This window comes from Dactylosporangium sp. NPDC051484, assembly GCF_040689395.1.
Classification (GTDB): domain Bacteria; phylum Actinomycetota; class Actinomycetes; order Mycobacteriales; family Micromonosporaceae; genus Dactylosporangium.
The window spans coordinates 36,145-58,658 of sequence record NZ_JBFAZX010000038.1 but is presented as its reverse complement, the minus strand read 5'-3'; the positions used below and the strand labels follow the sequence as shown (position 1 = coordinate 58,658).

23 protein-coding genes and 1 pseudogene are annotated in these 22,514 nt (G+C 72.7%); 12 read left to right on the top strand and 12 right to left on the bottom strand.

Annotated features, from left to right (window positions below; genetic code table 11):
* Positions 1–146 precede the first annotated feature (146 nt).
* Positions 147–1,703, bottom strand: a complete 1,557-nt coding sequence (locus tag AB0367_RS34775) for a sensor histidine kinase (protein ID WP_366230746.1) — start codon at positions 1,701–1,703, stop codon at positions 147–149.
* A gap of 217 nt (positions 1,704–1,920) precedes the next feature.
* Between AB0367_RS34775 and AB0367_RS34770 the strand changes: the two genes are divergently transcribed.
* From AB0367_RS34770 to AB0367_RS34750, 5 genes are all read left to right on the top strand, one after another.
* A complete protein-coding gene (locus AB0367_RS34770; RefSeq protein ID WP_366230745.1) occupies positions 1,921–2,346 on the top strand; it encodes a DUF6158 family protein in 426 nt (141 codons plus the stop codon).
* Between the two features lie 187 nt (positions 2,347–2,533).
* The gene (locus tag AB0367_RS34765; RefSeq protein ID WP_366230744.1) at positions 2,534–2,848 is read left to right on the top strand and encodes a hypothetical protein; all 315 of its coding nucleotides are present in this window, start codon (positions 2,534–2,536) and stop codon (positions 2,846–2,848) included.
* Between the two features lie 125 nt (positions 2,849–2,973).
* Positions 2,974–4,629, top strand: a complete 1,656-nt coding sequence (locus tag AB0367_RS34760; protein WP_366230743.1) for a glycoside hydrolase family 71/99-like protein — start codon at positions 2,974–2,976, stop codon at positions 4,627–4,629.
* Positions 4,630–4,755: 126 nt separating this feature from the next.
* Positions 4,756–5,094 (top strand): hypothetical protein, encoded by a 339-nt coding sequence (locus tag AB0367_RS34755; RefSeq protein ID WP_366230742.1) that lies wholly within the window; start codon positions 4,756–4,758, stop codon positions 5,092–5,094.
* Positions 5,091–5,489 (top strand): hypothetical protein, encoded by a 399-nt coding sequence (locus AB0367_RS34750; protein WP_366230741.1) that lies wholly within the window; start codon positions 5,091–5,093, stop codon positions 5,487–5,489. The genes AB0367_RS34755 and AB0367_RS34750 overlap by 4 nt, the downstream gene beginning before the upstream one ends.
* A gap of 131 nt (positions 5,490–5,620) precedes the next feature.
* Here AB0367_RS34750 and AB0367_RS34745 read toward each other — a convergent pair whose 3' ends face one another.
* Positions 5,621–6,499 carry an NAD(P)-binding domain-containing protein gene (locus AB0367_RS34745; protein WP_366230740.1) on the bottom strand — a complete coding sequence of 293 codons (879 nt, stop codon included), beginning with the start codon at positions 6,497–6,499 and terminating at the stop codon, positions 5,621–5,623.
* A gap of 59 nt (positions 6,500–6,558) precedes the next feature.
* Between AB0367_RS34745 and AB0367_RS34740 the strand changes: the two genes are divergently transcribed.
* From AB0367_RS34740 to AB0367_RS34725, 4 genes are all read left to right on the top strand, one after another.
* Positions 6,559–6,903 carry a MerR family transcriptional regulator gene (locus AB0367_RS34740; RefSeq protein ID WP_366230739.1) on the top strand — a complete coding sequence of 115 codons (345 nt, stop codon included), beginning with the start codon at positions 6,559–6,561 and terminating at the stop codon, positions 6,901–6,903.
* Between the two features lie 234 nt (positions 6,904–7,137).
* Positions 7,138–7,980: a WecB/TagA/CpsF family glycosyltransferase gene (locus tag AB0367_RS34735; protein ID WP_366230750.1), complete on the top strand. Its 843-nt coding sequence runs from the start codon at positions 7,138–7,140 to the stop codon at positions 7,978–7,980.
* Between the two features lie 46 nt (positions 7,981–8,026).
* On the top strand, positions 8,027–9,913 hold the full coding sequence (asnB, locus tag AB0367_RS34730) for an asparagine synthase (glutamine-hydrolyzing) (protein WP_366230738.1): 1,887 nt from the start codon (positions 8,027–8,029) through the stop codon (positions 9,911–9,913).
* An 81-nt stretch (positions 9,914–9,994) separates the two neighbouring features.
* Positions 9,995–11,086, top strand: a complete 1,092-nt coding sequence (locus AB0367_RS34725; RefSeq protein WP_366230737.1) for a sugar transferase — start codon at positions 9,995–9,997, stop codon at positions 11,084–11,086.
* 71 nt (positions 11,087–11,157) lie between these two features.
* Here AB0367_RS34725 and murJ read toward each other — a convergent pair whose 3' ends face one another.
* Positions 11,158–12,735, bottom strand: coding sequence for a murein biosynthesis integral membrane protein MurJ (gene murJ, locus AB0367_RS34720; protein ID WP_366230749.1), 1,578 nt, complete (start codon positions 12,733–12,735; stop codon positions 11,158–11,160).
* Positions 12,736–12,903: 168 nt separating this feature from the next.
* Here murJ and AB0367_RS34715 point away from each other — a divergent pair, with 168 nt between their 5' ends.
* Together AB0367_RS34715 and AB0367_RS34710 are read left to right on the top strand one after the other, a co-directional pair.
* Positions 12,904–14,373, top strand: a complete 1,470-nt coding sequence (locus AB0367_RS34715; protein ID WP_366230736.1) for a trehalose-6-phosphate synthase — start codon at positions 12,904–12,906, stop codon at positions 14,371–14,373.
* A gap of 22 nt (positions 14,374–14,395) precedes the next feature.
* Positions 14,396–15,289: an ADP-ribosylglycohydrolase family protein gene (locus AB0367_RS34710; RefSeq protein WP_366230735.1), complete on the top strand. Its 894-nt coding sequence runs from the start codon at positions 14,396–14,398 to the stop codon at positions 15,287–15,289.
* A 5-nt stretch (positions 15,290–15,294) separates the two neighbouring features.
* On the opposite strand, the gene AB0367_RS34705 is transcribed toward AB0367_RS34710, so the two are convergent.
* From AB0367_RS34705 to AB0367_RS34680, 6 genes are all read right to left on the bottom strand, one after another.
* On the bottom strand, positions 15,295–16,536 hold the full coding sequence (locus AB0367_RS34705; RefSeq protein ID WP_366230733.1) for a condensation domain-containing protein: 1,242 nt from the start codon (positions 16,534–16,536) through the stop codon (positions 15,295–15,297).
* Between the two features lie 100 nt (positions 16,537–16,636).
* A complete protein-coding gene (locus tag AB0367_RS34700; RefSeq protein ID WP_366230732.1) occupies positions 16,637–17,098 on the bottom strand; it encodes a PPOX class F420-dependent oxidoreductase in 462 nt (153 codons plus the stop codon).
* A gap of 34 nt (positions 17,099–17,132) precedes the next feature.
* Positions 17,133–17,891 carry a polyprenol monophosphomannose synthase gene (locus tag AB0367_RS34695; RefSeq protein WP_366230731.1) on the bottom strand — a complete coding sequence of 253 codons (759 nt, stop codon included), beginning with the start codon at positions 17,889–17,891 and terminating at the stop codon, positions 17,133–17,135.
* 108 nt (positions 17,892–17,999) lie between these two features.
* Complete coding sequence (locus AB0367_RS34690; protein ID WP_366230730.1) at positions 18,000–19,034, bottom strand: medium chain dehydrogenase/reductase family protein; 1,035 nt, start codon at positions 19,032–19,034, stop codon at positions 18,000–18,002.
* 82 nt (positions 19,035–19,116) lie between these two features.
* Complete coding sequence (locus tag AB0367_RS34685) at positions 19,117–19,668, bottom strand: TetR family transcriptional regulator (RefSeq protein ID WP_366230729.1); 552 nt, start codon at positions 19,666–19,668, stop codon at positions 19,117–19,119.
* 16 nt (positions 19,669–19,684) lie between these two features.
* A complete protein-coding gene (locus AB0367_RS34680; RefSeq protein ID WP_366230728.1) occupies positions 19,685–20,092 on the bottom strand; it encodes a helix-turn-helix domain-containing protein in 408 nt (135 codons plus the stop codon).
* A 62-nt stretch (positions 20,093–20,154) separates the two neighbouring features.
* Here AB0367_RS34680 and AB0367_RS34675 point away from each other — a divergent pair, with 62 nt between their 5' ends.
* The gene (locus tag AB0367_RS34675; protein ID WP_366230727.1) at positions 20,155–20,823 is read left to right on the top strand and encodes an NAD(P)H-binding protein; all 669 of its coding nucleotides are present in this window, start codon (positions 20,155–20,157) and stop codon (positions 20,821–20,823) included.
* Between the two features lie 75 nt (positions 20,824–20,898).
* On the opposite strand, the pseudogene AB0367_RS34670 reads toward AB0367_RS34675, so the two are convergent.
* From AB0367_RS34670 to AB0367_RS34660, 3 genes and pseudogenes are all read right to left on the bottom strand, one after another.
* Positions 20,899–21,324, bottom strand: a pseudogene (locus AB0367_RS34670) (YncE family protein); the annotation flags it as partial.
* Between the two features lie 11 nt (positions 21,325–21,335).
* Entirely contained in the window at positions 21,336–21,755 is a 420-nt protein-coding gene (locus tag AB0367_RS34665; protein ID WP_366230726.1) for a YbiU family protein, read from the bottom strand.
* A gap of 29 nt (positions 21,756–21,784) precedes the next feature.
* Entirely contained in the window at positions 21,785–22,513 is a 729-nt protein-coding gene (locus tag AB0367_RS34660) for a M23 family metallopeptidase (RefSeq protein ID WP_366230725.1), read from the bottom strand.
* Between the last annotated feature and the right edge of the window lies 1 nt (position 22,514).

Sequence of the window (22,514 nt, the reverse complement as noted above, 5' to 3'; positions counted from 1 at the left end):
CAACGGCGCCAGCCGAGACCACTCCGCATCAGAGAGATCAACCGCCATGAGGGAGAACACTACCGCCCAACAAGATCCGTCAGACAGGCCCTAGAGACCAGGCAACTCGCCGGGAAGCTGTCGTCAGCGCGCGCGTTGCCGCCTGGTCAGCGTTGGTTGAGCGGGAATTCGGCCTGCAGGCGGGTGCCCTGGCCGGTCGGGCTGTCGAGGGTGAGCGTGCCACCCAGGGCCTCGACGCGGTCGGCCAGTCCGGTGAGGCCCGTGCCGCGCTTCGGGTCCGCGCCACCGACGCCGTCGTCACGCACCGACAGGTGCAGGTAGTCACCCTGGACCCGCACTCCGACGTGGACGAGTGTGGCCTGGGAGTATTTGGCGGCGTTCGTCAGCGCCTCCGCCACCACGTAGTACGTCGCGACCTCGACCGGCTCCGGCTGCCGGCCGTCCACCCTCACGTCGAGCTCCACCGGGACGCCGCAGCGGCGGACCAGCGCGCGCAGCGCGGGTCGCAGGCCGCCCTGGGTGAGGATCGCCGGATGAACGCCGCGCGAGAGCTCGCGTACGTCGTTGACCGTGGCGCTCAGCCCGGCCGCGACGGCGGACAACTGCTGCCGAAGCTCGGTCAGCTCCGGCGGCACGTCGGTCTCGGCCCGGCGGACGTCCAGCGCCAGCGAGATGAGTCGCTGCTGGACGCCATCGTGTAGGTCGCGCTCGAGCTGTCGGCGGGTCTGGTCGGTGGCGAGCACGAGCCGCGCCCTCGACGCGACGAGGTTGGCGCTCTGCACGAGCGTGACCGCCTGGCGGATGATCAGCAGGGTGATGACCGTGGTCTCGATGAAGATCTCGACGGTGTCCGTCGGAATGCCACGGACGCGCTGCACGATGAACAGCACGCCCATGCCGGCGACCGGCACGTAGGGCAGCAACAGCTGGCCCCAGCGCGTGTCCGGGCGCGCCGCCCAGCCCGGCGTCTGCCGGGCCGGGGCCAGCGCGGCGACCGTGACGAGCGCGAGCCCGGCGACGAACCCGGCGTAGTTCAGCGGCGGCACGCTCGACGCGCCCTCGGACACCCGGTACGCGAAGATGCTGTCCGAGATCGCCAGGCACAACAGTCCGGCGCCGAGCACGATCAGCTGCAACCGCTTCGCCCTCGACGAGGCCGCGGCGATGAGCAGGATGACGATGACGGTGAGCAACAGATCGGTGAGCGGGTAGGCGATCGCGACCGTGTAGGCGAGCGGGGTGGCCGCACCGGCCCGCACCACCGCCGAGAGCGTGGTGGCCCAGCTGAGCACGAACAACGCGCCCACGACGATGAGCCCGTCGAGGACCATCACCAGCTGCTCCGGGCGGTGCCGCGGCACGCCCTGCGTGGGCCGGTCGGCGGCCAGGGCGATGAGCGCCACGAGCGCGAACACCGGCATCATGAGATATCCGGCGTCCGCGAGCGACGGGGACGGCAGCTCGACGTTGCGGACCAGCTGGTACCAGGACCAGAGGATCTGCCCGATCATCCAACCGCAGGTCGCGGCGCCCATCCACACCCGCCACCACCGCTGCCCGCCGGTGTGCCGACCGGCCGTGATCCAGCAGGCGAGGGTCGCGGCGAGCGCGGTAAGGCATTGCGCGACGTCGTAGACGAACAGCGACCACCACGGGCTCAGCAGCCCCGAACTGCCCAGACCGACGACAGCGGCCACCAGCACCGCAGCGATTGCGAGAAGGGACGACAACGGTCTGCCCGAAGAATGGGCCAATCCTGACCGAACGCGATCAGAACCACACGTAGGCAACGCTACCGCACCCCGCGATCCTCCGCCGCGTTTCGACCCGATTGTCACGATGCGGCCGGTCCAGCAGCCGACGAGGCGCGCAGCCCCGCGTCGGGGGTGTCGCTCGGCGCGGGGCGGGTAGACAGAGCGTATGCACGACATCGAGGAGCTGCTGGACGACGTGTACGCCGGGCGGGAGCGGGTCAGCCGCAGCGAGATCTACCGCCGCGCCGTCGCCCTGGACCTGCCCGCGGAGGTCGTCACCGCGCTGGAGGCGCTGCCGGAGGGTGAGTACGCGCAGGAGGAGGCCGCGGAGGCGCTCGTACAGCTCAACGGCCGGGCGATCCTGGGCACCGGGGTGCCGGCGGGCGAGCTCCCCGACGCGGACCTGGTCCGCGAGCTGCGGCACCTGCACAAGACCCGCGACGACACCTTCCACCACGCCTCCGCGCAGGCGCTGGTGCACCACGACGAGCGCACCGCCGAGCTCGAGACCGAGTACCTGCGCCGCTTCCCCGACCGCGAGGTGGACCCGCGCCGCATGCGGGCCGGGGCGCGGGCTCGATCAAACGCATGACAGCTGCCCTGCTGGCCACCCGGCGACGAGGAGCGCCGCCGGGTGGCCGAGCGGACCCGGGAACGGCTCCCGCGCCCGGAAGGTGACCTGGCAGGCGATCGGCGACGGGCTGGGGCACCGAGGCGTCCGGTGTCGCCCGCCGCGGCCGCGCCCATGAGGTCGTGGTCGCCGGGTAGCATCACGCCCTGTGATCGACCTCGACCGCTATCCTGAGATCGACCCCGATGACCTGCCCGGGCCCGCGCCCCTGCGAAGCCGGCCCGGCGCGCGCGTGCTCGTGCTGGCCGCCCTGGCGCTGCTGGCGGCCGCCCCGGCGGCCCCGCCGCGGGTGATCACCCTCGCGCGGGCCGCCCCGCACCCGCCGATCTGCCGGCCCGACGTCATCGTGCGGCATGCCGTCGTCCTCGACGACGGCACCCAGCTCTCCGGTCCGAGCACCATGATCAAGGGCGCGATCTGTTCGGGCGACATCGGGCAATGGGTGCTGGTCGTCGAACCTTAACGGGTCATTATTTCTTCGTTCGGCACCGAATCATCGGATGAGAATCGTTGACAAGTGCATCGACGTCGGCAGAATTCCGGGGCAGACCCGCACGCGCGATCCTGTGCCGTGCCGAAAGGAACCCCATGAGTCTCACACGACGTCAGGTGCTCGCATCCGGGCTGGCCGCCACCGGTCTCGGAGCCGTCGGTTATCTCACCGTCGGTACTGCCGAGGCGGCCAGTGCCCCGGGCGACGTGGTAGGCAAGATCACCGTCGGCTACCAGGGGTGGTTCGCCTGCCCGGGCGACGGTGCGCCGATCAACTCGTGGTGGCACTGGAGCCGCAACGGCGGCCAGGCCCCGTCCGCGAGCAACACCACGATCGTTTCGTGGCCGGACATGCGCGAGTTCACCAAGGGTTACACCACCGCGTATGCCAACCTCGGCAACGGCCAGCCCGCGCGCCTGTTCTCCTCCTACGACCAGCAGACCGTTGACACGCACTTCAAGTGGATGCGCGACTACGGCTGCGACACCGCTGCGCTGCAGCGCTTCAACCCGTTCGGGGGCGAGGGCCCGACCCGCGACGCGATGGCCGCGAAGGTCCGCAGCGCGGCCGAGACGTATGGCCGCAAGTTCTACATCATGTACGACGTCACCAGCTGGACGAACATGCAGTCGGAGATCAAGACCGACTGGACGAACAAGATGAAGGCCTACACCTCCTCCTCGGCGTACGCCCGGCAGAACGGCAAGCCGGTCGTGTGCATCTGGGGCTTCGGGTTCAACGACTCGGGAAGGCCGTTCGCGCCGGGCCCGTGCCTGGACGTCATCAACTGGTTCAAGGCCCAGGGCTGCTACGTCATCGGCGGCGTGCCGACCTGGTGGCGCACCGGCGTCAACGACTCCCGCCCCGGGTTCCTCGACGTGTACCACGCCTTCAACATGATCTCCCCGTGGATGGTCGGCCGGACGGGCGACATCGCCGGCCTGGACTCCTACTACAACAACGTCAACGTCGGCGACCAGGCGGACTGCAACGCCCGCGGCATCGACTACCAGCCCTGCGTGATGCCCGGCGACCTGTCCGCGGGCGCCCGCGCGCACGGCGACTTCTACTGGCGCCACATCTACAACATGACCAGGCTGGGCGCCCAGGGCCTGTACGTGTCGATGTTCGACGAGTTCAACGAGGGCAACCAGATCGCGAAGACCGCCGAGAACGCGTCGATGCAGCCGACCGACTTCGGCCGCCCCGCGCTGAACGCCGACGGCGTGGCCTGCTCGGCGGACTACTATCTGCGCATCACCGCCGACGGGGGCCGCATGTTCAAGGGCCAGGCGCCCCTGACCCCGACCCGCCCCACCCAGCCCATTGTCGGCGGCTCGACCACTCCGCCCCCGACCGGTGTGGTGGCGCTGCGTTCCCGCGCGAACAACCTGTTCGTCTCGGCCCGCAACGCCGGCGCCTCGGCGCTGCAGGCCACCGCGTCGGTGGTCGCCGCGTGGGAGCAGTTCGACCAGATCGACCTGGGCGGCGGCAACATCGCGCTGCGGGCACGGGTCAACGGCCAGTACGTCTGCGCGGACAACGCGGGCGCCGCGCCGCTGATCGCCAACCGCGCCGCCGTCGGCGCGTGGGAGACCTTCAGGCTCGTCCGCAACGCTGACGGGACGGTGAGCCTGCTGGCCGCGGCCAACAACCAGTACGTGTGCGCGGACAACGCGGGCGCGGCACCGCTGATCGCCAACCGCGCGGCGATCGGAGCGTGGGAGCAGTTCGACCTCGTGCCCGCCTGACCCCGTCCCCGACCCCGGCCGGCCACGCGGCCGGCCGGCCGGTCGGTGCGGCTCGCGCGGCGCTGCCCGCCTGACCGGATGTGTGCGGCGTCGTCGCCGCACACGCCGCCAGCGTCCACGCGACCGGTGATCAGGTCGGCGTCCGCGATCGGTCAGCCGGCCGGCCTGTTCGTCGGGTCAGCGAAGGCTCAGGCATGGGCATACAATGATGGCTCCCTGACGGTCGCCGGTCAGCAGCAGGAGACCGAGACCGCGAAGCTGGCCGGCCCCAATAGCACCGTGCCCGGCCTCGGCGAGGAGGCCGTCGTTTACGAGACCGCGGGCACCGGCGATCAGGCGAAGCAGCCGCCGCGCCTGACATTGTCCATCCGCGACAGCGACGTGCTGCTCATCCGCTGCTCCAGCGCCCGGCGCGACGACAACACGGCGGGGCACCAGCGGACCATCGCCGGCGTGGCCCGATGACCCGGCGCCGCGCACTGCTGATCACGGCGGGCCTGCTCGCCCTGCTGGCGATGTGCGCGGGCGCGGCGGTCCTCACCGATGTCGTGCACTACGCGACCGGCCGCCGGGGCACCGTCACCGTCCGGTCGTGCGCGCTCGACGCCGGATCCCACCGGCCCCGATACGAGTGCACCGGCACCTTCGAGTCCAGCGACGGCACGATCCGCCGTGAGGCCGTCCGCTTCGTCGAGAGTCACGGCGACGACCGAGGCGCCCGAGTCCCGGCCACCCTCAACGGCGCCACGGTCAACGAGGTCAGCCCCGCCAGCACCGCCACCGGCAGCGCCGTCGCCGCGGCCGCCCTCGTCGGCGTGGTCGCCCTGTTGCTCGTGCGCCGCGGACAGCCGAGGTCGTGACCTACGCCGGCCGGCCCGGATGCCCACGCTGGCCGGCGTCGTCCGCGTTGGACACCGACGCCACCGACCTGTCCGGCGGGCGCGTGGCCGGAGGAGACGATGAGGAGACGATCCCGTGCGGCGGGTCTGAGCTATCGGTGGGTGCGCTCGTCGGTCAGGAAACGCGCCAGCCGGGCGTAGCCCTCGTCGCCGTGGCCCGCGGCGACCGCACGGTCGAACAGGGCACGCAGCGCGTGCAGCGGTCCCGCGTCCACGCCGAGGTCGGCGGACGCGGCGGCGACGTGGGCCAGTGCGGCGGCCGCCGAGCCGATGGTCGACGGCTGGCCGGGGAAGGTGCCGGCGGCCAGGTTTCCGGCGTACCGATGCGCCATCTCGGGCAGGAGTGCGCCGATACCGCCGGCGAACCGTGCGAACGCCGCCGGGTCGAGACCCGCGGCGGTGGCGAGCGCGAAGGCGTGGGCCAGGCCGCCGGCGGACATGGCGAACAGGTCCAGCAACGCCATCTCGTACGCGGCGGCCGTCGTGACCTCCTCGCCGAGGAAGAGCGGATCGGCGGCGAAGGCCCGCAGTACGGCCAGGTGGGCGTCGAAGATCGGCCTGGGACCGCTGCAGAGGATGGCCGCGGCGGGCGTGCCGATGGTGGGCGTGGGCGTCAGGATGGCGCCGTCGAGGTATTCGATGCCGCGGGCGGCCGCCCAGCCGGCCGTCGCGCGGACCTCGCCGGGGTGGCCGCTGCCGAGGTTCACCAGCACGGCCGGACCCTCGGCGCCGTCCAGCGCAGAGCGGACGGCGGTGTAGTCGAGCAGGCAGCACACCGCCACCGGAGCGCGGCGCAGCGCCTCGACCGCGCTCGGCGCGAGGGCGGCGCCCCGGTCAAGCAACGGGCGGGCGCGCTGCGGCGTGCGGTTCCAGACCACGGTGGCATGCCCGGCCGCGAGCGCGGCGCCGGCAAGTGCCCGCCCCATCGGCCCGAGCCCGAGCACCGCGACGGCATAGGGTTCGTCGTTCATGCCGCCGACGCTAAACCCTTCCGTTGACGTGAAGGTCAAGCCCGTGATTTTCTGCGGGCATGCGGATCGGCGAGCTGGCGAGGCTGACCGGGACCACCCCGCGAGCACTGCGGTACTACGAGGAGCAGGGCCTACTGCGACCCGGGCGGCGCCAAAGCGGCTACCGCGACTACCCGCCCCAGGCCGAGCACACCGTGCGCCACATCCAGCTGCTGCTGTCGGCCGGCCTCGGCACCGCGACGATCGCCGAGATCCTGCCCTGCGTCCCCGACGGCGCGACCGTGCTGGCCCCGAAGTGCCCCGAGCTGCTCGACGGCCTGGCCCGCGAGCGTGCCCGCATCACCGAGACCATGGCCGGCCTCGCCGCCGCCCGCAACGTGCTGGACCGCATCATCGGCGCGTGACCTGACCGGTCATTGCCGGGAGTACACGCCACCGTCATGACCGCGACGCCGCGTCACCCCGTAAAGCCACCCCGCCACGCTCCGGCGCGTCGCGTTTAGCGGCGGGCGCCCGGGTACTGGCTCGCCGACGCCCCGAGCGAGTTCGCACTGTGCCGTACGGCTTGCGGCCCGTGCGAAGGGGGCGAGGCGAAAGGAACACGGTTGAGTATCGGGTTTGCGCCGGGCCGCTCCCGCATGCCGGGTGGCCCGGCAGTTCGGCGTGCCTCGACGGGTATCGACGGCGGTAAACGCAACGTGCTGGGCGTCATGGTCGACGTCATCGACTACGACGCGGCCGTCGCGCACGTGATCGCTGCCGCCCGGGACCGGCGCCCGTTCATCCTCAGCGCGCTGGCCGTGCACGGCGTGATGACCGGGGTGGCGAGCCGCGCGCACAACGCCCGGCTCAACGCCTTCGACGTGGTGGCGCCGGACGGCCAGCCGGTGCGGTGGGCGCTCAACCTGCTGCACGGGGCGGGGCTGCGGGACTGGGTCAGCGGACCCGACCTGACGCTGCGGGTGCTGCGCCGGGCGGCCGCCGAGGCGCTGCCGGTGTACCTGTACGGTTCGACGGCACCGACCCTCGAACGGCTGGTGGAGTCGCTGACCGGGGCGCTGCCGCGGCTGCGGATCGCCGGCGCCGAACCGTCGAAGTTCCGCCCCGCCCGCCCCGGCGAGCCGGAGCGGATCGCCGAGCGAATCAACCGGTCGGGTGCCCGGCTGGTCCTGGTCGGCCTCGGCTGCCCGCGCCAAGAGGCGTTCGTGCATGCGATGCGACCGCTGCTGGCCATGCCGCTGCTGGCCGTCGGCGCGGCATTCGACTACCACGCCGGCCTGCTCACCCCGGCACCGCTGCCGATGCAGCGGTACGGCCTGGCCTGGCTGTGGCGGCTGAGACGCGAGCCGCGCCGGCTCTGGCGGCGCTATCTGCTCCTCGGACCCGGCTACCTGGCCCGGCTGGCCGCGCAGAAGACCCGGCTGTGGACCCCGGTGGCGCCCGAGCCGGTGTACCGCCCGCCCGAGCCGCCGCCGGTCTGAGCGCACCCGCCAGCCCTGTCAGCGACCAGCCGAAGCGGAGAATCGAATGTGCGGAATTGCCGGCGTGGTGACCGCCGACGGCGCGCGCGAGGTCGACCTGGACCGGTTGCGTGCCATGTGCCGTACCCTCGCGCATCGCGGCCCGGACGACGAGAGCTACTACGTCAGCGGCGCCATCGGGCTGGCCGTACGGCGCCTGGCCGTCATCGACGTGGTCCACGGGCGGCAGCCGGTGCGCTCCGAGGACGGGACCGTGCACGCCGTGCTCAACGGGGAGATCTACAACCATCGGCGCCTGCGCCGCGAGCTCGCCGCGCGCGGCCACCGGTTCGTGTCCGGCAGCGATGCCGAGGTCATCCCGCATCTGTACGAGGAGCACGGCGCCGACTTCGCGAGACACCTGGAAGGCATGTTCGCCATCGCGCTGTACGACGGGGCCCGCCGCCGCCTGGTCCTGTGCCGCGACCGCGTCGGGGTGAAGCCGCTGTACTACGCCGAGCACGACGGCGGCCTGGCGTTCGGCTCGGAGATGAAGGCCGTGCTGTGCGCCGTCCCCGACCGCACGCCCGACCTGCAGGCGTTCGGCGCGTACCTGTCGCTGATGTACGTGCCGGCGCCCCGGACCATGTACCGGGAGATCCGCAAGCTCCCACCGGGCACCTCGCTGGTGTGGCAGGACAACGCGTACACGATCAAGCCCTATTGGGCCCTCGCCGACGTGGCGCCGCGCGCCGGCCTGAGCGCCGCCTCGGCCCAGCGCGTCCTGCGCCACCTCATCGTCGACGGTGTGCGCCAGCAGATGGTCGCCGACGTACCGCTCGGCTTCTTCCTCAGCGGCGGCATGGACTCCAGCACCGTCGTCGCCGCGGCCCGCCTCGCCCAGCCGGACGCCGTGCTGCAGACGTTCTCCGTCGGCTTCGCGGACCGCTCCTACGACGAGCGTGGCGAGGCCGCCCTGATCGCCCGGCACTTCGGCACCGAGCACACCGCCCTGCTGGTCGAACCGCGGGCCGAGGACGTTGCGGAGGGCATCCTGCCCGCCTTCGACGAGCCGTTCGCGGACCCGTCCATGGTGCCCACCTACTACCTGTCCCGGCTCGCCCGCCAGAAGGTGACGGTGGCGCTGAGCGGGGACGGCGGTGACGAACTCCTCGCCGGCTACGCGACCTACCAGGCGGACAAGCTCGCCCGCTACTACCGGCACCTGCCCCGGCCGCTGACGGCCCGGATCGCCCCTGCCCTGCTGCGCTTCCTGCCCAGCTCGGACGCCAAGGCGAGTTTCGACTTCAGGGCCCGGCGGTTCGTCGAGAACGCGATCGAGGACCCGGGCCGCAGCCACTACCTCTGGCGGGTGGTCTTCCGCGAGGCGCACAAGGCGCGGCTCCTGCAGCCCGACGTGTTCGCCGAGATGACCGACGCCTACGAGACACACGAGCCGCACCACCGGGCCGGCGCGGGCTTCGACCCGCTGACCCGCTTCCAGTACACCGACGCCCACGTGTACCTCCCCGACGACGTGCTCACCAAGGTCGACCGGCTGAGCATGGCCCACTCGCTGGAGGTCCGGGTCCCGCTGCTGGCCACCCCCGTGCTCGAGTTCGCCTTCTCCCTGCCGGGCCGGTTGAAGCTTCCGGGCCTGCGGCCGAAATGGCTGCTGCGCCGCGCGATGGCCGGTCTGCTGCCACCGGAGATCGTCGCGATGCGCAAGAAGGGCTTCAACGCGCCGCTGCCCAGGTGGTTGCGCGGCGTCTACCGGCCGCTGCTGCGCGAGTACCTGAGCCGTGACGTCCTGCAGCGGCAGGGCTACTTCCGATTCGACGAGGTGAACGGGATCGTCGAGCAACACCTGAGCGGCACGGCCGAACATGCCCGGGAGCTGTGGATCCTGTTGCTGTTCACGATGTGGGCCGAGCAGGAGAAGGCGTACCGCTAGTGGTCCCGAGCCGCGGCTTCGCCCGGGGCCGCCGGCGGCGACGCGCGCCACGACGCCGTGGCACTGCTGGAGGTGAGAAACGTGAATTACTGGGGGCTGCTGACGTCGCTCATCCTGGCGTTCCTGCCCGCCGTCGTCCTGGCATCCCTGATCTCGCAGCCGGCCCGGGCCTGGGCCTGCCGGATCGCCTTCCTGGTCTCGGTGGGGCTGATGCTCGCGCCGTGGCTCTGGATGCGCCTCGGCTACGACGTCCCGGCGCGCGCCGCCCTGCTGCTGGTGACCGGCGCGTTCGCGGGCGGGATCGTGCTCAGCGCCGCCACGGCCGGGCTCGTGGAGGACAATGCGCCACCCTCCCTGGGCGTTCAGCGCATGGTCCTGTCCTACCACGGCCCGGGCCGGCTGCGCCTGCGCCCGACCCCGCGCGGGAAGCGGCTGTTCGACATCGCCGGCGCGCTCCTCGGGCTCGCCCTCACGCTGCCGCTGTGGCCGGTCATCGCGCTGCTCATCTGGTTCGAGGAGCCTGGCCCGATCTTCTTCACCAAGAACTCCGTCGGCCGCGGCGGCGGCACGTTCCGGCAGTTCAAGTTTCGCAGCATGCGGTACGGCGCGGAGCGCCTCACCGGCCCGGTGGCGTCGGTACGCAGCGATCCGCGCACCCTCACGGTCGGCCGGTGGCTGCGCCGCTGGCACCTGGACGAGCTGCCCGAGCTGGTCAACGTCCTCGGCGGCTCGATGAGCCTGGTCGGCCCGCGCCCGCTGCGCACGGTGCTGGTCCTGACCCATCTCAAGGCCGTGCGTGGATATGCCGAACGGCACAGCGTGCGGCCGGGGATCGCGTGCATCGCCCAGATCGAGAAGTTCGACATGCCGCCCGAGGAGCGGCTGGTGAAGGATCTCGCGTACATCGAAGAACAGAGCGTACTGTTCGATCTGAGGCTGCTCGGCCGGGCCGCGCTGACCACGGTTCGCGGCGAGCGCCGGTATCACAACGACCCGGTGGTCGTGCCGGCCAACCGGGCCGCCGCCGATCCGGTCAGCCGGCCCAGGCCCGCCGAACCGGCCGAGTTCGTCGAGCTCGTTGACCCCCTCGAACCCATCGAGCCGCTCGAGTCCATTGAGGCGGCCGAACCTCCCGAGCCGATCGAGCCCGCGGGGCGCATGCCGGGCGCATGAGCGGTCCGCAGCGCGGCCTCATCGAGCCGGACTGGGTGCGGAGAGGGCGTGCGCGTGCGGCGCCCGGCCCGTCAGCCGCCGGGGCGAGGTGAGCCGGTCCGGAACCCGGCCGTCGCGGTGGCCACGAGCCGGCGGAACTCGCCGAGGCCGAGCAGCCGGGCGGCGATCGCGTAGGTGACCGCGCCGAGCAGGCCGGCGACGACGAGGACGAGCGGAGCCGCGGTCCACGCCGGCCCGGCCAGCGCCGTCACGAGGCGGGCGCTCGCGGCCGCGACGGTGGCGGCCGCTGCCGCTGCGACCAGCACCCGGGCGTGCGTGCCGACCAGCCGCCGACCGTCGATGCGGCCCAGCCGGTGGCGCAGGACGACGCCCGCGATGACCAGGCCGGTGGTGTACGCCGCCGCGTAGGCGATCGGGACGGCGATCAGGATCTGCCGGGGGGTCAGCAGCTCGACCGCAGTCAGGCACCCCGCCACGCCGACGAGGCTCACCGCGCTGCTGATCAGCGCCGGCGTTTTGGTGTCCTGCATGGCGTAGAACCCGCGGAGCATGATCGAGTAGCCGGTGAACGGCACCACGGCGAGCCCGAACCCCGCCATGAGCACCCCGACCAGGCCCACGGTCGACGCGGTGCTGCGGCCGTGGGCGAACAGCAGCGTCGCGATCTGCGGCCCGAGCACGACCATGGCCGCCGCCACCGGGGCGATCGCGACGCTGGCCAGCCGGATGGCCAGCGACAGGTCGTCGGTGATCCCGCGGTGGTCCATGCGGGCCGCGCTGCGGCTCAACCGTGGCAGCAGCGCGGTCATCACCGAGACGGTGATCACCGCGAACGGCAGCTGGAACAGCGCCCACGCGTTCTGGAACGCGCTGATGCCGCCCACGCTGATCGAAGCCGATCTCGTGGCGACCGTGAACAGCAGTTGCGCCGCGGCGACGGACAGCAGCATCCAGCCGCCGAGCCGGCCGATCCGGCGGAACCCGACGCCCCGCAGGTCGAACCGGAGCCGGACCGGAAAGCCGCTACGGGCCAGCGCCCACAGCACCAGCGACATCTGGGCGAAGACCCCGGCGCTGGTGCCGACGCCGAGCAGCAGCAGCTGGGCCGTGGTCAACTCGTGCGCGCCGGTGGTGCCGCTGGCCAAGAGATACAGCGACCCGACCGCGATGACGATCAGGCTGTTGGCCGACGGGGCCCACATCGGCACGGCGAAGCGGCCCCGGATGTTGAGCACGGCACCCGTTGCCGCGCTCACCCCGTAGAAGAGGATCTGGGGCAGGAAGAACCGGGTGAACACCACGGCCGGCTGCCGCTGGTCCGCGGTGAAGCCGGGCGTGTACAACTCCACGAGGAACGGGGCGAACAGCGTCGCCACCACAGTGACCGCGACCAGCCCGTAGGTGATCATCGACAACAGTCGCTGGGCGTAGGCCACGCCCTTGTCGGACTCGTCGAGCGCGGCCCGGGTCAGCAACGGCACGACGACGCTGGCCATCGCGCCGCCGACGGCCAGCTCGTAGACCGTGTTCGGCAGCGTGTTCGCCAGGTTGTAGCTGTCCAGCAGATGGCTGCCCAGCCCCAGCGCGGCCGACAGCACCAGCACCCTGGCAAATCCGGCCACCCGCGATCCGAGGGTTGCCACGGCCATGCCACGGCCCGCGCGTTCCAGGGGCGATCCGACTGCCACGCCGACCTTCATAGCGCAGCTGCCCGGCCGCCGTCCAGCCGGTCGGCGCGCGGAGCCGGGTTGGCATTGTCATGAGATTGCCACGATGTCGCAGACGGGCCGTCATGGCCGCGACGCAGGCTCGTATCGATGTACCCCGAATCGACGAGCCCGTCGACGAATGGAGCGGGCCACCACGAACTCGTCGTCGTGACGAGCCGAATCCCCGCCGAGCCGCTGGAAACCGGGCGCCGGCCGGGGCGCTGGGCGGGCGAGCACGCCGCATGGGCGGGTGCGCTGCGGCCTGCCCTGGCCGCGCGTAACGGTGCCTGGATCGGCTGGAACGGCGTCGCGGGCAATGGGACGTCGCCGAGGAAGTTCCAGGCGGTCTCGCTGTATCCGGTGACGCTGTCGGCCACGGACATCGCCGATCACATCGAGGGCCAGTGCGCGTCGACGATCGTCCCGCTGTACCACGACGGAGTCGAGCGGCCCGCCTTCCACCGGCGATGGCGGCGCGCCTACCGCTGCGTCAACGAGCGGTACGCGGCGAGCGCGGCGGCAGTGGCCGCGCCCGGCGCCGCCGTATGGGTGCACGGCCACGAGCTGCAGCTCGTCCCCGCATTGCTGAGGGCGGCTCGGCCGGACCTCACCATCGGCTGTCACCTGCCGCTGCCCGTGCCCCCGGTCGAGCTGTTCAGCAGGATGCCGATGCGCGCGGAGATCATCGACGGTCTCCTCGGTGCGGACACCATCCGGGTTCCGGATCGTCGCAGCGCCGGCAATCTCGTGCGGCTCGCGCACGACCTCGGCGGGTACGACGTCGACGAGCAGGTCGTGACCGTCGGTGGTCGCCGAGTCGCCGTCGATGCGCTGTCGATGGGCGCCGACGTCGAGAGGGTCGAGCAGCTCGCGGCGGGGGCGAACGTGCGGCGGCGGATGGACGGCCTGCGGCGCGAGCTGCGCAATCCACGCGCCGTGCTGCTCGCCGTCGATCGGCTCGACGCGACGAGCGGCACCGAGCAGCGGCTCACCGCGTTCGGGGAACTGCTGAGCGATCGCCGGCTCCGCGCGAGCGACTGCGTGCTGGTCCAGGTCGTCGTGCCGGCCGCGCGCCAGTCCGCCGAGCAGGACGAGATCCGCACGCGCGTCGAGCAGCTGGTGGCGCGGATCAACGGTACGCACAGCGCCGTCGGCCGGCCGGTCGTGCACTACGTGCACCGCGATCTCGATCCGGTCGATCTGACGGCCCTGTTCCGCCTGGCCGACGTGTTCCTGGCCACCTCCCTGCGCGACGGAGCCAACCCGACCGCGAAGGCGTTCGTCGCCTCCCGGCTGGACAATACCGGCGTGCTCGTGCTGAGCGAGTTCAGCGGCGTTGCCGGGGAACTCGCCGAGGCGACGATGGTCAACCCGTACGACGTGGAGGACCTCAAGCGGGCGATCACCGCGGCCGCCGACCCGCGCCGTGCCGCGGCGGACGAGGCGGCGATGCGCCGGATGCGCCAGTCGGTGCGACGGTACGACGTGCGCTGGTGGGCCGGGCGCATGCTGGCCGTGCTGGACGGGTGTCGCTCCGTAAGCCCCGGACAACAGGCCGAGGCCGCGGAGACGACCTGACCGGGTAGCCTCGAACACAGCCATGACCGACTTCGCACTCTGCCACGACAGCCTGGACGGGCTCAGCGTGGGCGACGCGCTCGGGGCGCAGTTCTTCGTCCCCGGCACCACGTTCGAAGACCTTCTCGACGGCAGCGCACCGGCCGGTTCCTGGCCGTGGACCGACGACACCGAGATGGCGTGCGCGCTCGTGGGCGAGCTACGCCGGCATCCCACCATCGACCAGGACCGGCTCGCCCGGGCGTTCGCGGAGCGTTTCGAGCCCTACCGCGGCTACGGCGGCGGCGCGGTGGTGATCCTGCGCCGCATCCGCGCTGGCGAGCCGTGGCGGGAGGTGACCCGCGACGCGTTCGGCGGGCAGGGTTCGATGGGCAACGGCGCCGCCATGCGCGTCGCGCCGCTCGGCGCCCTGCACGCCGGTGACTCGCGGACCGCGGCGCTGGAGGCGATGCGCTCCGCCGAGGTCACGCACGCGCACCCGGAGGGCATTCTCGGCGCGGTCGCCGTCGCGGTGGCGGCCGCCGAGGCCGGCTGGGCGCGGCTGGTGCGCAACCGGCCGACGCCCGCGGAACTGCTCGGCGCGGTGCACGGTTACCTCATCGACGGCGGGGTTCGCGACGGCGTGCGGCGGGCCCGGCGGCTGCTGGGCGTGAGTGTGACCGAGGCGGTGTACGAGCTGGGCAACGGCGCGCAGGTCCTCGCGCAGGACACGGTGCCGTTCGCGCTGTGGGTCGCCGCGACCCGGTTGGACGACTACCCGGCGGCGGTGCGGGCGTGCATCGAGGCCGGCGGGGACGTCGACACGACGGCGGCGATCGTCGGCGGGATCGTCGCCGCGTACACCGGCCGCGACGGCATCCCGCCGGCCTGGCTCGAACAGCGCGAGCCCCTGGCCGCGTGGGCGGTCTCGGACTGAACCGCTCACACGAGCTCTTCGATCGTGCGGGCGATCGCCTCGACGTCGGCGGGGGAGAAGCAGGCGGTGTCGACGTCGAGGATCAGCCGTACGGCCCCTGGCACGTCGTCGGCGTGCAGGAACAGCGGCTCCGTCGGGCCCGGCGGCGGGCCGGCCCAGGTGAGCGTGCCGGGGTCGGCCCGTTCGGCTCCCAGGCCGGCGGAGCGGAACGCCATGGCGGCGGTGGCGCGGCGGTCGTTGAAGCACGGCGTCGGGGCGTCCGGCATCGCGAACGGGTCGTAGTAGGCGTACTTGCGGGCCGGCAGCGCGGCGCGGGCCACGCTCGCCACCGCCTCGTCGAACCCGCCGGAGACGTCGGCGACGCACAGGCCGAGCTGGGTGATCGGGCTGACCACATCGGACAGTCCACTTCGGAACCGGTTGCTGACGACCTGCCGCACGGCGACCGTGCCGCGCCCGGCGACCCGGCCAATCGCGGCCAGGTACGCGGTGAGCAGGACCGTGGACTGGTCGACGCCGGTGCGTGCGGCCGCCTCCGGCAGCCGGGCGGCGAGCCTGGGCGATTCGAGGAGGCACTTGCGGTACCGCTGCGACGAACGGATGCCGGTCGTGAACGGCTCGAGGTCGGGCGCATGCCGCTCCCAGTGCCGCAGGGCGCCGGCGTGCTGGCGGACGCCGGCCGGGGACGCCTGCCACTCGACGAGGTCCAGCGGTCGCAGCCCGGCGACCGGCGCGTCGGCCCGGCGGTTGACCTCGTCGACCATGACGCCCGCGCCGATGCCGTCGGTGACCAGGTGCGGTATGACGGCGACCAGGCGGGCCGGGCGGCCGCCGCGGCAGACGAGCGCCATGCGCATCGGCCAGTCGCGGACCAGGTCCGGTTCGGTGCCGCGGTAGGCGCGCTCCACCGCCGCGGCGACCTCGTCCGGGTCGGCCCCGTCGGCCTCGACGACGTCGAGGTGCGCGACGCCGGCCGCGGCGACGGACTGGCCGGGCGGGCCGCCGTCGCGCGGGCGAAGCCGGGTGCGGAACGCCTGGTAGCGCTCCATGGTGTACCGCAGTTCCGCCTCGACGTCGGCGACCGTCGTCCCGGCGGGCACGGGCCGATGCCCGCCCATCGGCAGCCATGACCGCTCGCGGCCCATGGCCTGGTATATCGCGCGCTGGCCCCACGTCAGCTCCGCTTCGCCGGCGCCCTCGCCGGCGAAGCGGACATCGACGCGCGCCACGGCGTTCGGCACGTCCATCGGCACAGGATCGCCACCGGCCGGGTGCCGTGGCAAGACTGGCGTCAGGAAGAGTTTTCCGCTAGGGCGCGGCGCGCTCGATCGAGGGCGTCGTATTCGCTCACGCCAACCGGGCCGGGAACCCGCCGGTCGCCACCGGCCCCCACCGCTCGATCGTGATGCGCAGCAGCGACTTGCCCTGCGCCACCATCGCCGCGCGATACTCGTCCCAGTCCGGGTGCTCCCCGGAGATACAGCGGTAATACTCCACCAGCGGCTCGAGGGCCTCGGGCAGGTCGAGCACCTCGGCGACGCCGTCGACCTGAACCCAGGCGTCGTTCCAGTCGTCGGACAGCACGAGCACCGACACCCGCGGATCGCGGCGAAGGTTGTTCGCCTTGGCACGCTCCGGGTAGGTCGAGATCACGATCCGTCCCTGCCCGTCAACGCCGCACGACACCGGCGAGGACTGCGGCCGCCCGTCGGCGCGGTTGGTGATGACGATCCCGTGGTGACGCTTGGCGAGGAACTCCACCAGCGCGTCCCGATCGACTCGGTCGTTCGTCGCGATTTTTCGTGCCATGGGTCCGACCGTACTCCGATGATCGCCGGGGTCGTCAGGGCCGCGACGAACGCCGGGCGGACGCCGCGTCGCGCGCGAGGCGCAGCTTCCATGGCATGAGCGCGGACTCCAGCTGGACCCGCAGGCTCATCTTGGACTCGCCGCGGGTGCGGTCGGCGAAGCAGATCGGGACCTCGACGATGCGCATGCCCCGCCGGACGGTCCGGTAGTTCATCTCCACCTGGAACGAATACCCGTTGCTCTGGATCGAGGCGATGTCGATGCGGCGCAGCGCCTCGGCGCGCCACGCCTTGAAGCCGGCGGTGGCGTCCTTGACGCCCATCCGCAGGATCGCGTCGACGTAGAAGTTCGCCCACGTCGACAGCGCCTTGCGGTGCCACGCCCAGTCGCCGGCGACGGAGCCGCCCGGCACGTAACGCGAGCCGAGCACGACGGACACGTCGTCGGCGGCCAGCGCGTCCACCATCGCCGGGATGGCCGAGCTGGGGTGGGACAGGTCGGCGTCCATCTGGATGACGACGTCGGCGCCCTCGTCGAGCGCGCGGAGCATACCGGCGATGTACGCCCGGCCGAGCCCGTCCTTCGCCGTGCGGTGCAGCACGCCGAGCGTCTGCGGGGACTCAAGCGCCAGCTTGTCGGCGACCTCGCCGGTGCCGTCCGGGGAGTTGTCGTCCACGACCAGCACGTGCAGCCGCACCGGCAGCGCCGCCAGCTGATCCACCAGCTTCGGCAGGTTGTCGCGCTCGTTGTAGGTCGGCACGACGACCGTGATCTTCCCAAACCCGTCTGGCACTGATTATTCCCCTAGCGCATGCCCGCATATCGAGATCCTTCTCCTGGACCCTATCGGACGGCGGGGTGAAACGCGGTCATTCGTCCACCGGGGGCGGCTCAGCGCGGGTCAGGGAACGAGGACGACCTTGCCGGCGACCGTGCCGGACTCGGCCAGGCGCATTGCCTCCGGTGCGCGGTGCAGCGGGATGCGGGCGGCGACCTGCGCCGTCAGCGAGCCGTCGGCGAGCAGCGCGAACACCCGTGTGAGGTCCTCGCGCATCCGGGCGCGGAACGCGGCGGGGCGGCGCCGGCCGGCCCACAGGTTGTAGAAGGTGGCGCGGCGGCCGTTGGGCAGCAGATTCCACCACAGCAGGCGCCCGAACAGGGCCAGGACGGGCAGGCGGGCGTTTCCGGCGACGTCGCGGGTGGCGGCGGTACCGTAGGACACCAGCGTGCCGCCGCGCCGCAGAAGCCGCCACGAGTCGACGATGCCGGGGCCGCCGACGTGGTCGAACACCGCGTCGTAGCCGCCCGGCGCCAGGGCTCGGGCCCGCGCGGCGAGGTCCGGGGCGCGGTAGTCCAGCGGCTCGGCGCCCAGCGCGCGCACGGCGTCGTGGTGGCGCGCCGACGCGGTGCCGACGACCCGGATGCCGGCGTGGCGGGCCAGTTGGGTGAGGGTGGAGCCGACGCCGCCGTTGGCGCCGAGGACCAGGATGGTGCCGCCGGGGCGGGCCTTCGCGATGCGTGCGACGCGGTGGAGCATCTGCCAGGCGGTGACGCCGTTGACCACGACCGTCTCCGCGTCGGCCGGGTCGACGCCGTCGGGGACCGGCACCAGGTCGGCGGCGTCGACGGTGACGGCGCTGGCCCAGCCGCCGGTCTTCGTCACGGCCGCGACGCGGGTCCCGGTGAGGCCGGCATCGACGCCGGGTCCGACCGCTTCCACCAGGCCGACCAGGTCGTACCCGGGGGTGAACGGGAAGGGTGGCTGGTCGTAGTACTTGCCGCGGCGCATCTGCTGCTCGGCGAACGACACGCCGCTGGCCTCGACGCGCACGAGCGCCTGGCCGGGGCCCGGCGCGGGGAGCTCGCGGTCGCGCATGAGCAGGCCGTCAGGCTCGACGATGCCGGGCAGGACGATCTCGGTGGTGAGCGTGGTCATGGGGTACACCCTCCATAGTATGTATGTGTGCACTCACTTACATGTGAGGCCACAGAAAAACTGGTCGTGCTGATGACACGGTTCACGACACGTGACGCATGCCGTCGGTCAGCGCGCGGGCCCACGACTCGTCCACGCCGTCCGTGTCGTCAAGGCCGGTGGTGACGATGAGGTGGCACAGTTGCCCGTACGCGACGAAGTGCTGGATCTGCCGGTCCTCGGCCCCGGCCGCGCGCAGGAAGTGCACGAGCCGCTTGTATCCGGCCCGCACCGCCGCCCCCACCTCGGGCACGTCGCTGACGCTCTGCGCGTGCACCTGCAGCATCAGCAGGTCGCGGTCGGCGATGAGCTCGGCGTAGGCGTCGCCGAGGCTCTCCAGCAGCTTCTGCGGCTCCTGGCCCTCCGCCCGCGCGGCGGCCGCCTCAAGGGTGGCGAGGATGCGCTCGTGGCACGCCTCGACGGCGGCGACGAACAGCCCGAGCTTGCCGGAGAACAGCCGAAGCGCATACGCCTCGGAGATCCCGGCAGCCGCGGCCACCGCGGTGACCGGCGTCGCGTGATAGCCGTTGCGGGCGAACACGGAGACGGCCCGGTCGAGCAGGACGGCCCTGCGGGCCTCGGCGGTGCTTCGCATGTAAGTCAGTACACACTTACAAACTTCCGCTGTCAATCCGGCACCCCGCCGAGGTCGCCGCGAAGGCCGCGCGCGCCGCGAGCAGCTCCGGCAGGTGCGCGCCGCTCCAGGCGCGAAAGGCCGCGATCACCGGCAGCAGGCTGCGCCCGAGCGGCGTGAGGGCGTACTCGACCCGCGGCGGGTTCTCCGCGTGCTCGGTCCGCTCGACCAGCCCGTCGCGGCGCATCGCCCGCAGCGTCGCGGCCAGGACCTTCGGGGTCACCGCCCGCAGCGGCACCCGAAGCTCGGTGAAGCGTCGTGGCCCGTCCCGCAGGCACAGCAGCACCATGCCGGTCCACTTGTCCCCGATCTGGAACGGCAGCGCGCCCGACGGGCACATCGGGTCGAACATGTCGGGGTCCAGCGGCTCCGCGGCGGCGGCCATCGACCGAGCGTAGCGCCGGTATCGTTGCGGAAACCGGCACCCCCGGCCGTAGCGTCGCGGACATGAGGATCGCAGTCTTCGGCGCCGGCGGCCGGGCCGGTCGCGCCATCACCGCCGAGGCGGTGCTGCGGGGCCACGAGGTCTCCGCACTGGTACGCCGCGTGCCGCCCCACGCCGACCTGGCGTCCCCGTCGGTCACCGTGACCCGGGCCGACGTCACCGACCCCGGCGAGGTGGCCCGCGCCGCGGCCGGCTGTGCGGCGCTCGTCAGCGCGGTGACCCCGGCGTCGAGCCCGCAGGCCCTGGCCCGCCTCGACGCGTCGGACACTGCGGACTACTTCGCGAAGGCGGCGGACGCGCTGCTGGCCGCCCGCCCCGCCCGCCTGGTCGTCATCGGCCTGTTCGCGACGCTGCACACGCCCGGCGGCGGCCTCGTCCTGGACGATCCGTCGGCGTTCCCGCCACCGCTGCGGCCGTTCGCGCTGGCCCATCTCGCCGGCCTGCGGCGCCTGGAGGCCGGCCCGGCGGACGTCGACTGGGCCGTGCTGACCCCGACCGCGGGCCTGCGCCACGAGGGCGCGCGCACCGGGAGGTACCGCCTCGGCGGCGAGACGGTCCCCGCCGAGGACGCTCCGCTGTCCTATGTGGACCTTGCGGTGGCCGTCCTCGACGAGATCGAGTCGCCGACCGTGCACCGCCGCCGCGCCTCGGTGTTCGGCGCCGCCGGGTAGCCGCCGGCATCGAGGCTTACCCGGGGCACCCGCTCGGCGCGCGACAGCGCGCGCTGATGGCGGGCTGAGCCCTGCTCAGGGCGCGGTCCACCCGACCGGCACGTGGCCGATCCGCACCCGCTGCGGGTGGTCGCCGACCGGCACGCTCGTCACCTTCTGGCCGGTGGCGAAGCTGATCGCGGTGACCTGGTCGGCGCCGGACTCCGAGATGACGCAGTCCCGGCCGTCGCCGCTGACCGTCGCCCAGTACGGCTTGCTCGCCGGGACCAGCGCGCCCTCCTGCAGCGTGGCACGGGCCACGACCGTCGCGTAGTCGTCCATCGTGCCCGCGACGCAGAGCTTCGTGTCGTCGAGGCTCATCGACAGGCCGTGGTGGCGCGAGTCGTTGACCCAGGTCGTGCGGTCCGGGCTGGTCGCCGGGTTCTTGGGCAGCTCGCGGATGCGGGTGATCCGGTCGGCGGCCACGTCGTACTCGACGAGGCCGTTGAAGAAAGACACCTGGTTGACCGCGATCACCCCGCCGCGCTCAGGTCCAGCCCGCGGCGCCCTCGCTCGTTGAGCTCGGCGAGCCGGAAGCGGTCCGGCCAGGTGCGCTCGTAGTGCTCCTCCGGGAAGTCGCCCGGGCTCGAACCGGTCTCGAAGGCATCGCGGACGCTCGCGGCGTACCGCTCGCTGCGCGGGCACCACGGCGCCGCCGGGATGTACATGACGTTGCCCCAGCCGCGCTGGTTCCGCACCGGGGCGACGCTGTGGATCATGTCGCAGTGCCACCAGACCGAGTCGCCGGCCCGCACGTCGGGGATGCCGGCCAGGGCGCGCATCAGCAGCGGGTGCCAGCGCTCGTTGGCCGGGAACACCCGGTTGACGGTGACGCCGCACATGTCGTCCTCCGCGACGTCGGCGAGCAGGGGGCGCAGCATGAGGTACGCCATGGCGGAGCGGCGTCACGGTGCGAGGCGTGCTATGGACCTGTGCCGCGGGTCGGCGACGGCGCCGACGATCCGCCGGTGGGTGGGCAGTTGCGGCTGGTGCGCTCCCGGTCCGGCGACGGCGGGCCGTCGACGCGCAGCGGGCCGGTGGCGGCGCTGCCGTCGGAGGTGATCCCGGATGCTACGCCGTCGAAGACGGACTCGACCTTGTCCTGCACGCCGCGGGTGCGGCGCGGGTCGCGGTTGTCGTCGAGCTGCTCGTAGTGCAGGTGGTCGACGCGGGTGGACCCGGTGTGGCCGACCCTCCCGAGCGGCTGACCCTGCCGCACGACCTGGCCGGTGCGCACCTCCGGCTCGCTCGCCAGGTGACCGTACTCGGTGAACCAGCCGCCGCCGTGGTCGACGATCACGCCGTAGCCGAGTCCGCCGCGGGTGCCGGAGCTGCCGGGCGGGGCAGGGGCGCCGTTGTCGAGCGTGGCGCTCCAGCCGGCCCACGTCACGGTGCCGGCCGCCGAGGCCACGACTGTCCGGCCGCCGCTGGGGCCGCCGGTGTAGAAGAAGTCGATGTCGTAGTCGTCGTGGCCGGGGTACGTCGTCAGGCGCCACACCTCGCCGCACGGGAACGGCAGCTGGAAATCGGGACGCTGGCCCGGCGTGGCGGTGTGCCCGTCGGCACGGCGGGTGAGCACGAGATATGAGACGACCGTGCACGCGACGATGATCGACAACATCGTCCACCGGTAGACGCTCCGCGCGCTCAAA

Coding starts and splice junctions, on each gene's coding strand:
- AB0367_RS34680 (WP_366230728.1), bottom strand. CDS start 20,092: ATGGCCGCCGCCGCGGAGCCGCTGGACCCCGACATGTTCGACCCGATG.
- AB0367_RS34750 (WP_366230741.1), top strand. CDS start 5,091: ATGACCCGGCGCCGCGCACTGCTGATCACGGCGGGCCTGCTCGCCCTG.
- AB0367_RS34675 (WP_366230727.1), top strand. CDS start 20,155: ATGAGGATCGCAGTCTTCGGCGCCGGCGGCCGGGCCGGTCGCGCCATC.
- AB0367_RS34685 (WP_366230729.1), bottom strand. CDS start 19,668: ATGCGAAGCACCGCCGAGGCCCGCAGGGCCGTCCTGCTCGACCGGGCC.
- AB0367_RS34710 (WP_366230735.1), top strand. CDS start 14,396: ATGACCGACTTCGCACTCTGCCACGACAGCCTGGACGGGCTCAGCGTG.
- AB0367_RS34665 (WP_366230726.1), bottom strand. CDS start 21,755: ATGGCGTACCTCATGCTGCGCCCCCTGCTCGCCGACGTCGCGGAGGAC.
- asnB (WP_366230738.1), top strand. CDS start 8,027: ATGTGCGGAATTGCCGGCGTGGTGACCGCCGACGGCGCGCGCGAGGTC.
- AB0367_RS34740 (WP_366230739.1), top strand. CDS start 6,559: ATGCGGATCGGCGAGCTGGCGAGGCTGACCGGGACCACCCCGCGAGCA.
- AB0367_RS34715 (WP_366230736.1), top strand. CDS start 12,904: ATGTACCCCGAATCGACGAGCCCGTCGACGAATGGAGCGGGCCACCAC.
- AB0367_RS34745 (WP_366230740.1), bottom strand. CDS start 6,499: ATGAACGACGAACCCTATGCCGTCGCGGTGCTCGGGCTCGGGCCGATG.
- AB0367_RS34690 (WP_366230730.1), bottom strand. CDS start 19,034: ATGACCACGCTCACCACCGAGATCGTCCTGCCCGGCATCGTCGAGCCT.
- AB0367_RS34705 (WP_366230733.1), bottom strand. CDS start 16,536: ATGGACGTGCCGAACGCCGTGGCGCGCGTCGATGTCCGCTTCGCCGGC.
- AB0367_RS34735 (WP_366230750.1), top strand. CDS start 7,138: ATGCCGGGTGGCCCGGCAGTTCGGCGTGCCTCGACGGGTATCGACGGC.
- AB0367_RS34770 (WP_366230745.1), top strand. CDS start 1,921: ATGCACGACATCGAGGAGCTGCTGGACGACGTGTACGCCGGGCGGGAG.
- AB0367_RS34760 (WP_366230743.1), top strand. CDS start 2,974: ATGAGTCTCACACGACGTCAGGTGCTCGCATCCGGGCTGGCCGCCACC.
- murJ (WP_366230749.1), bottom strand. CDS start 12,735: ATGGCCGTGGCAACCCTCGGATCGCGGGTGGCCGGATTTGCCAGGGTG.
- AB0367_RS34700 (WP_366230732.1), bottom strand. CDS start 17,098: ATGGCACGAAAAATCGCGACGAACGACCGAGTCGATCGGGACGCGCTG.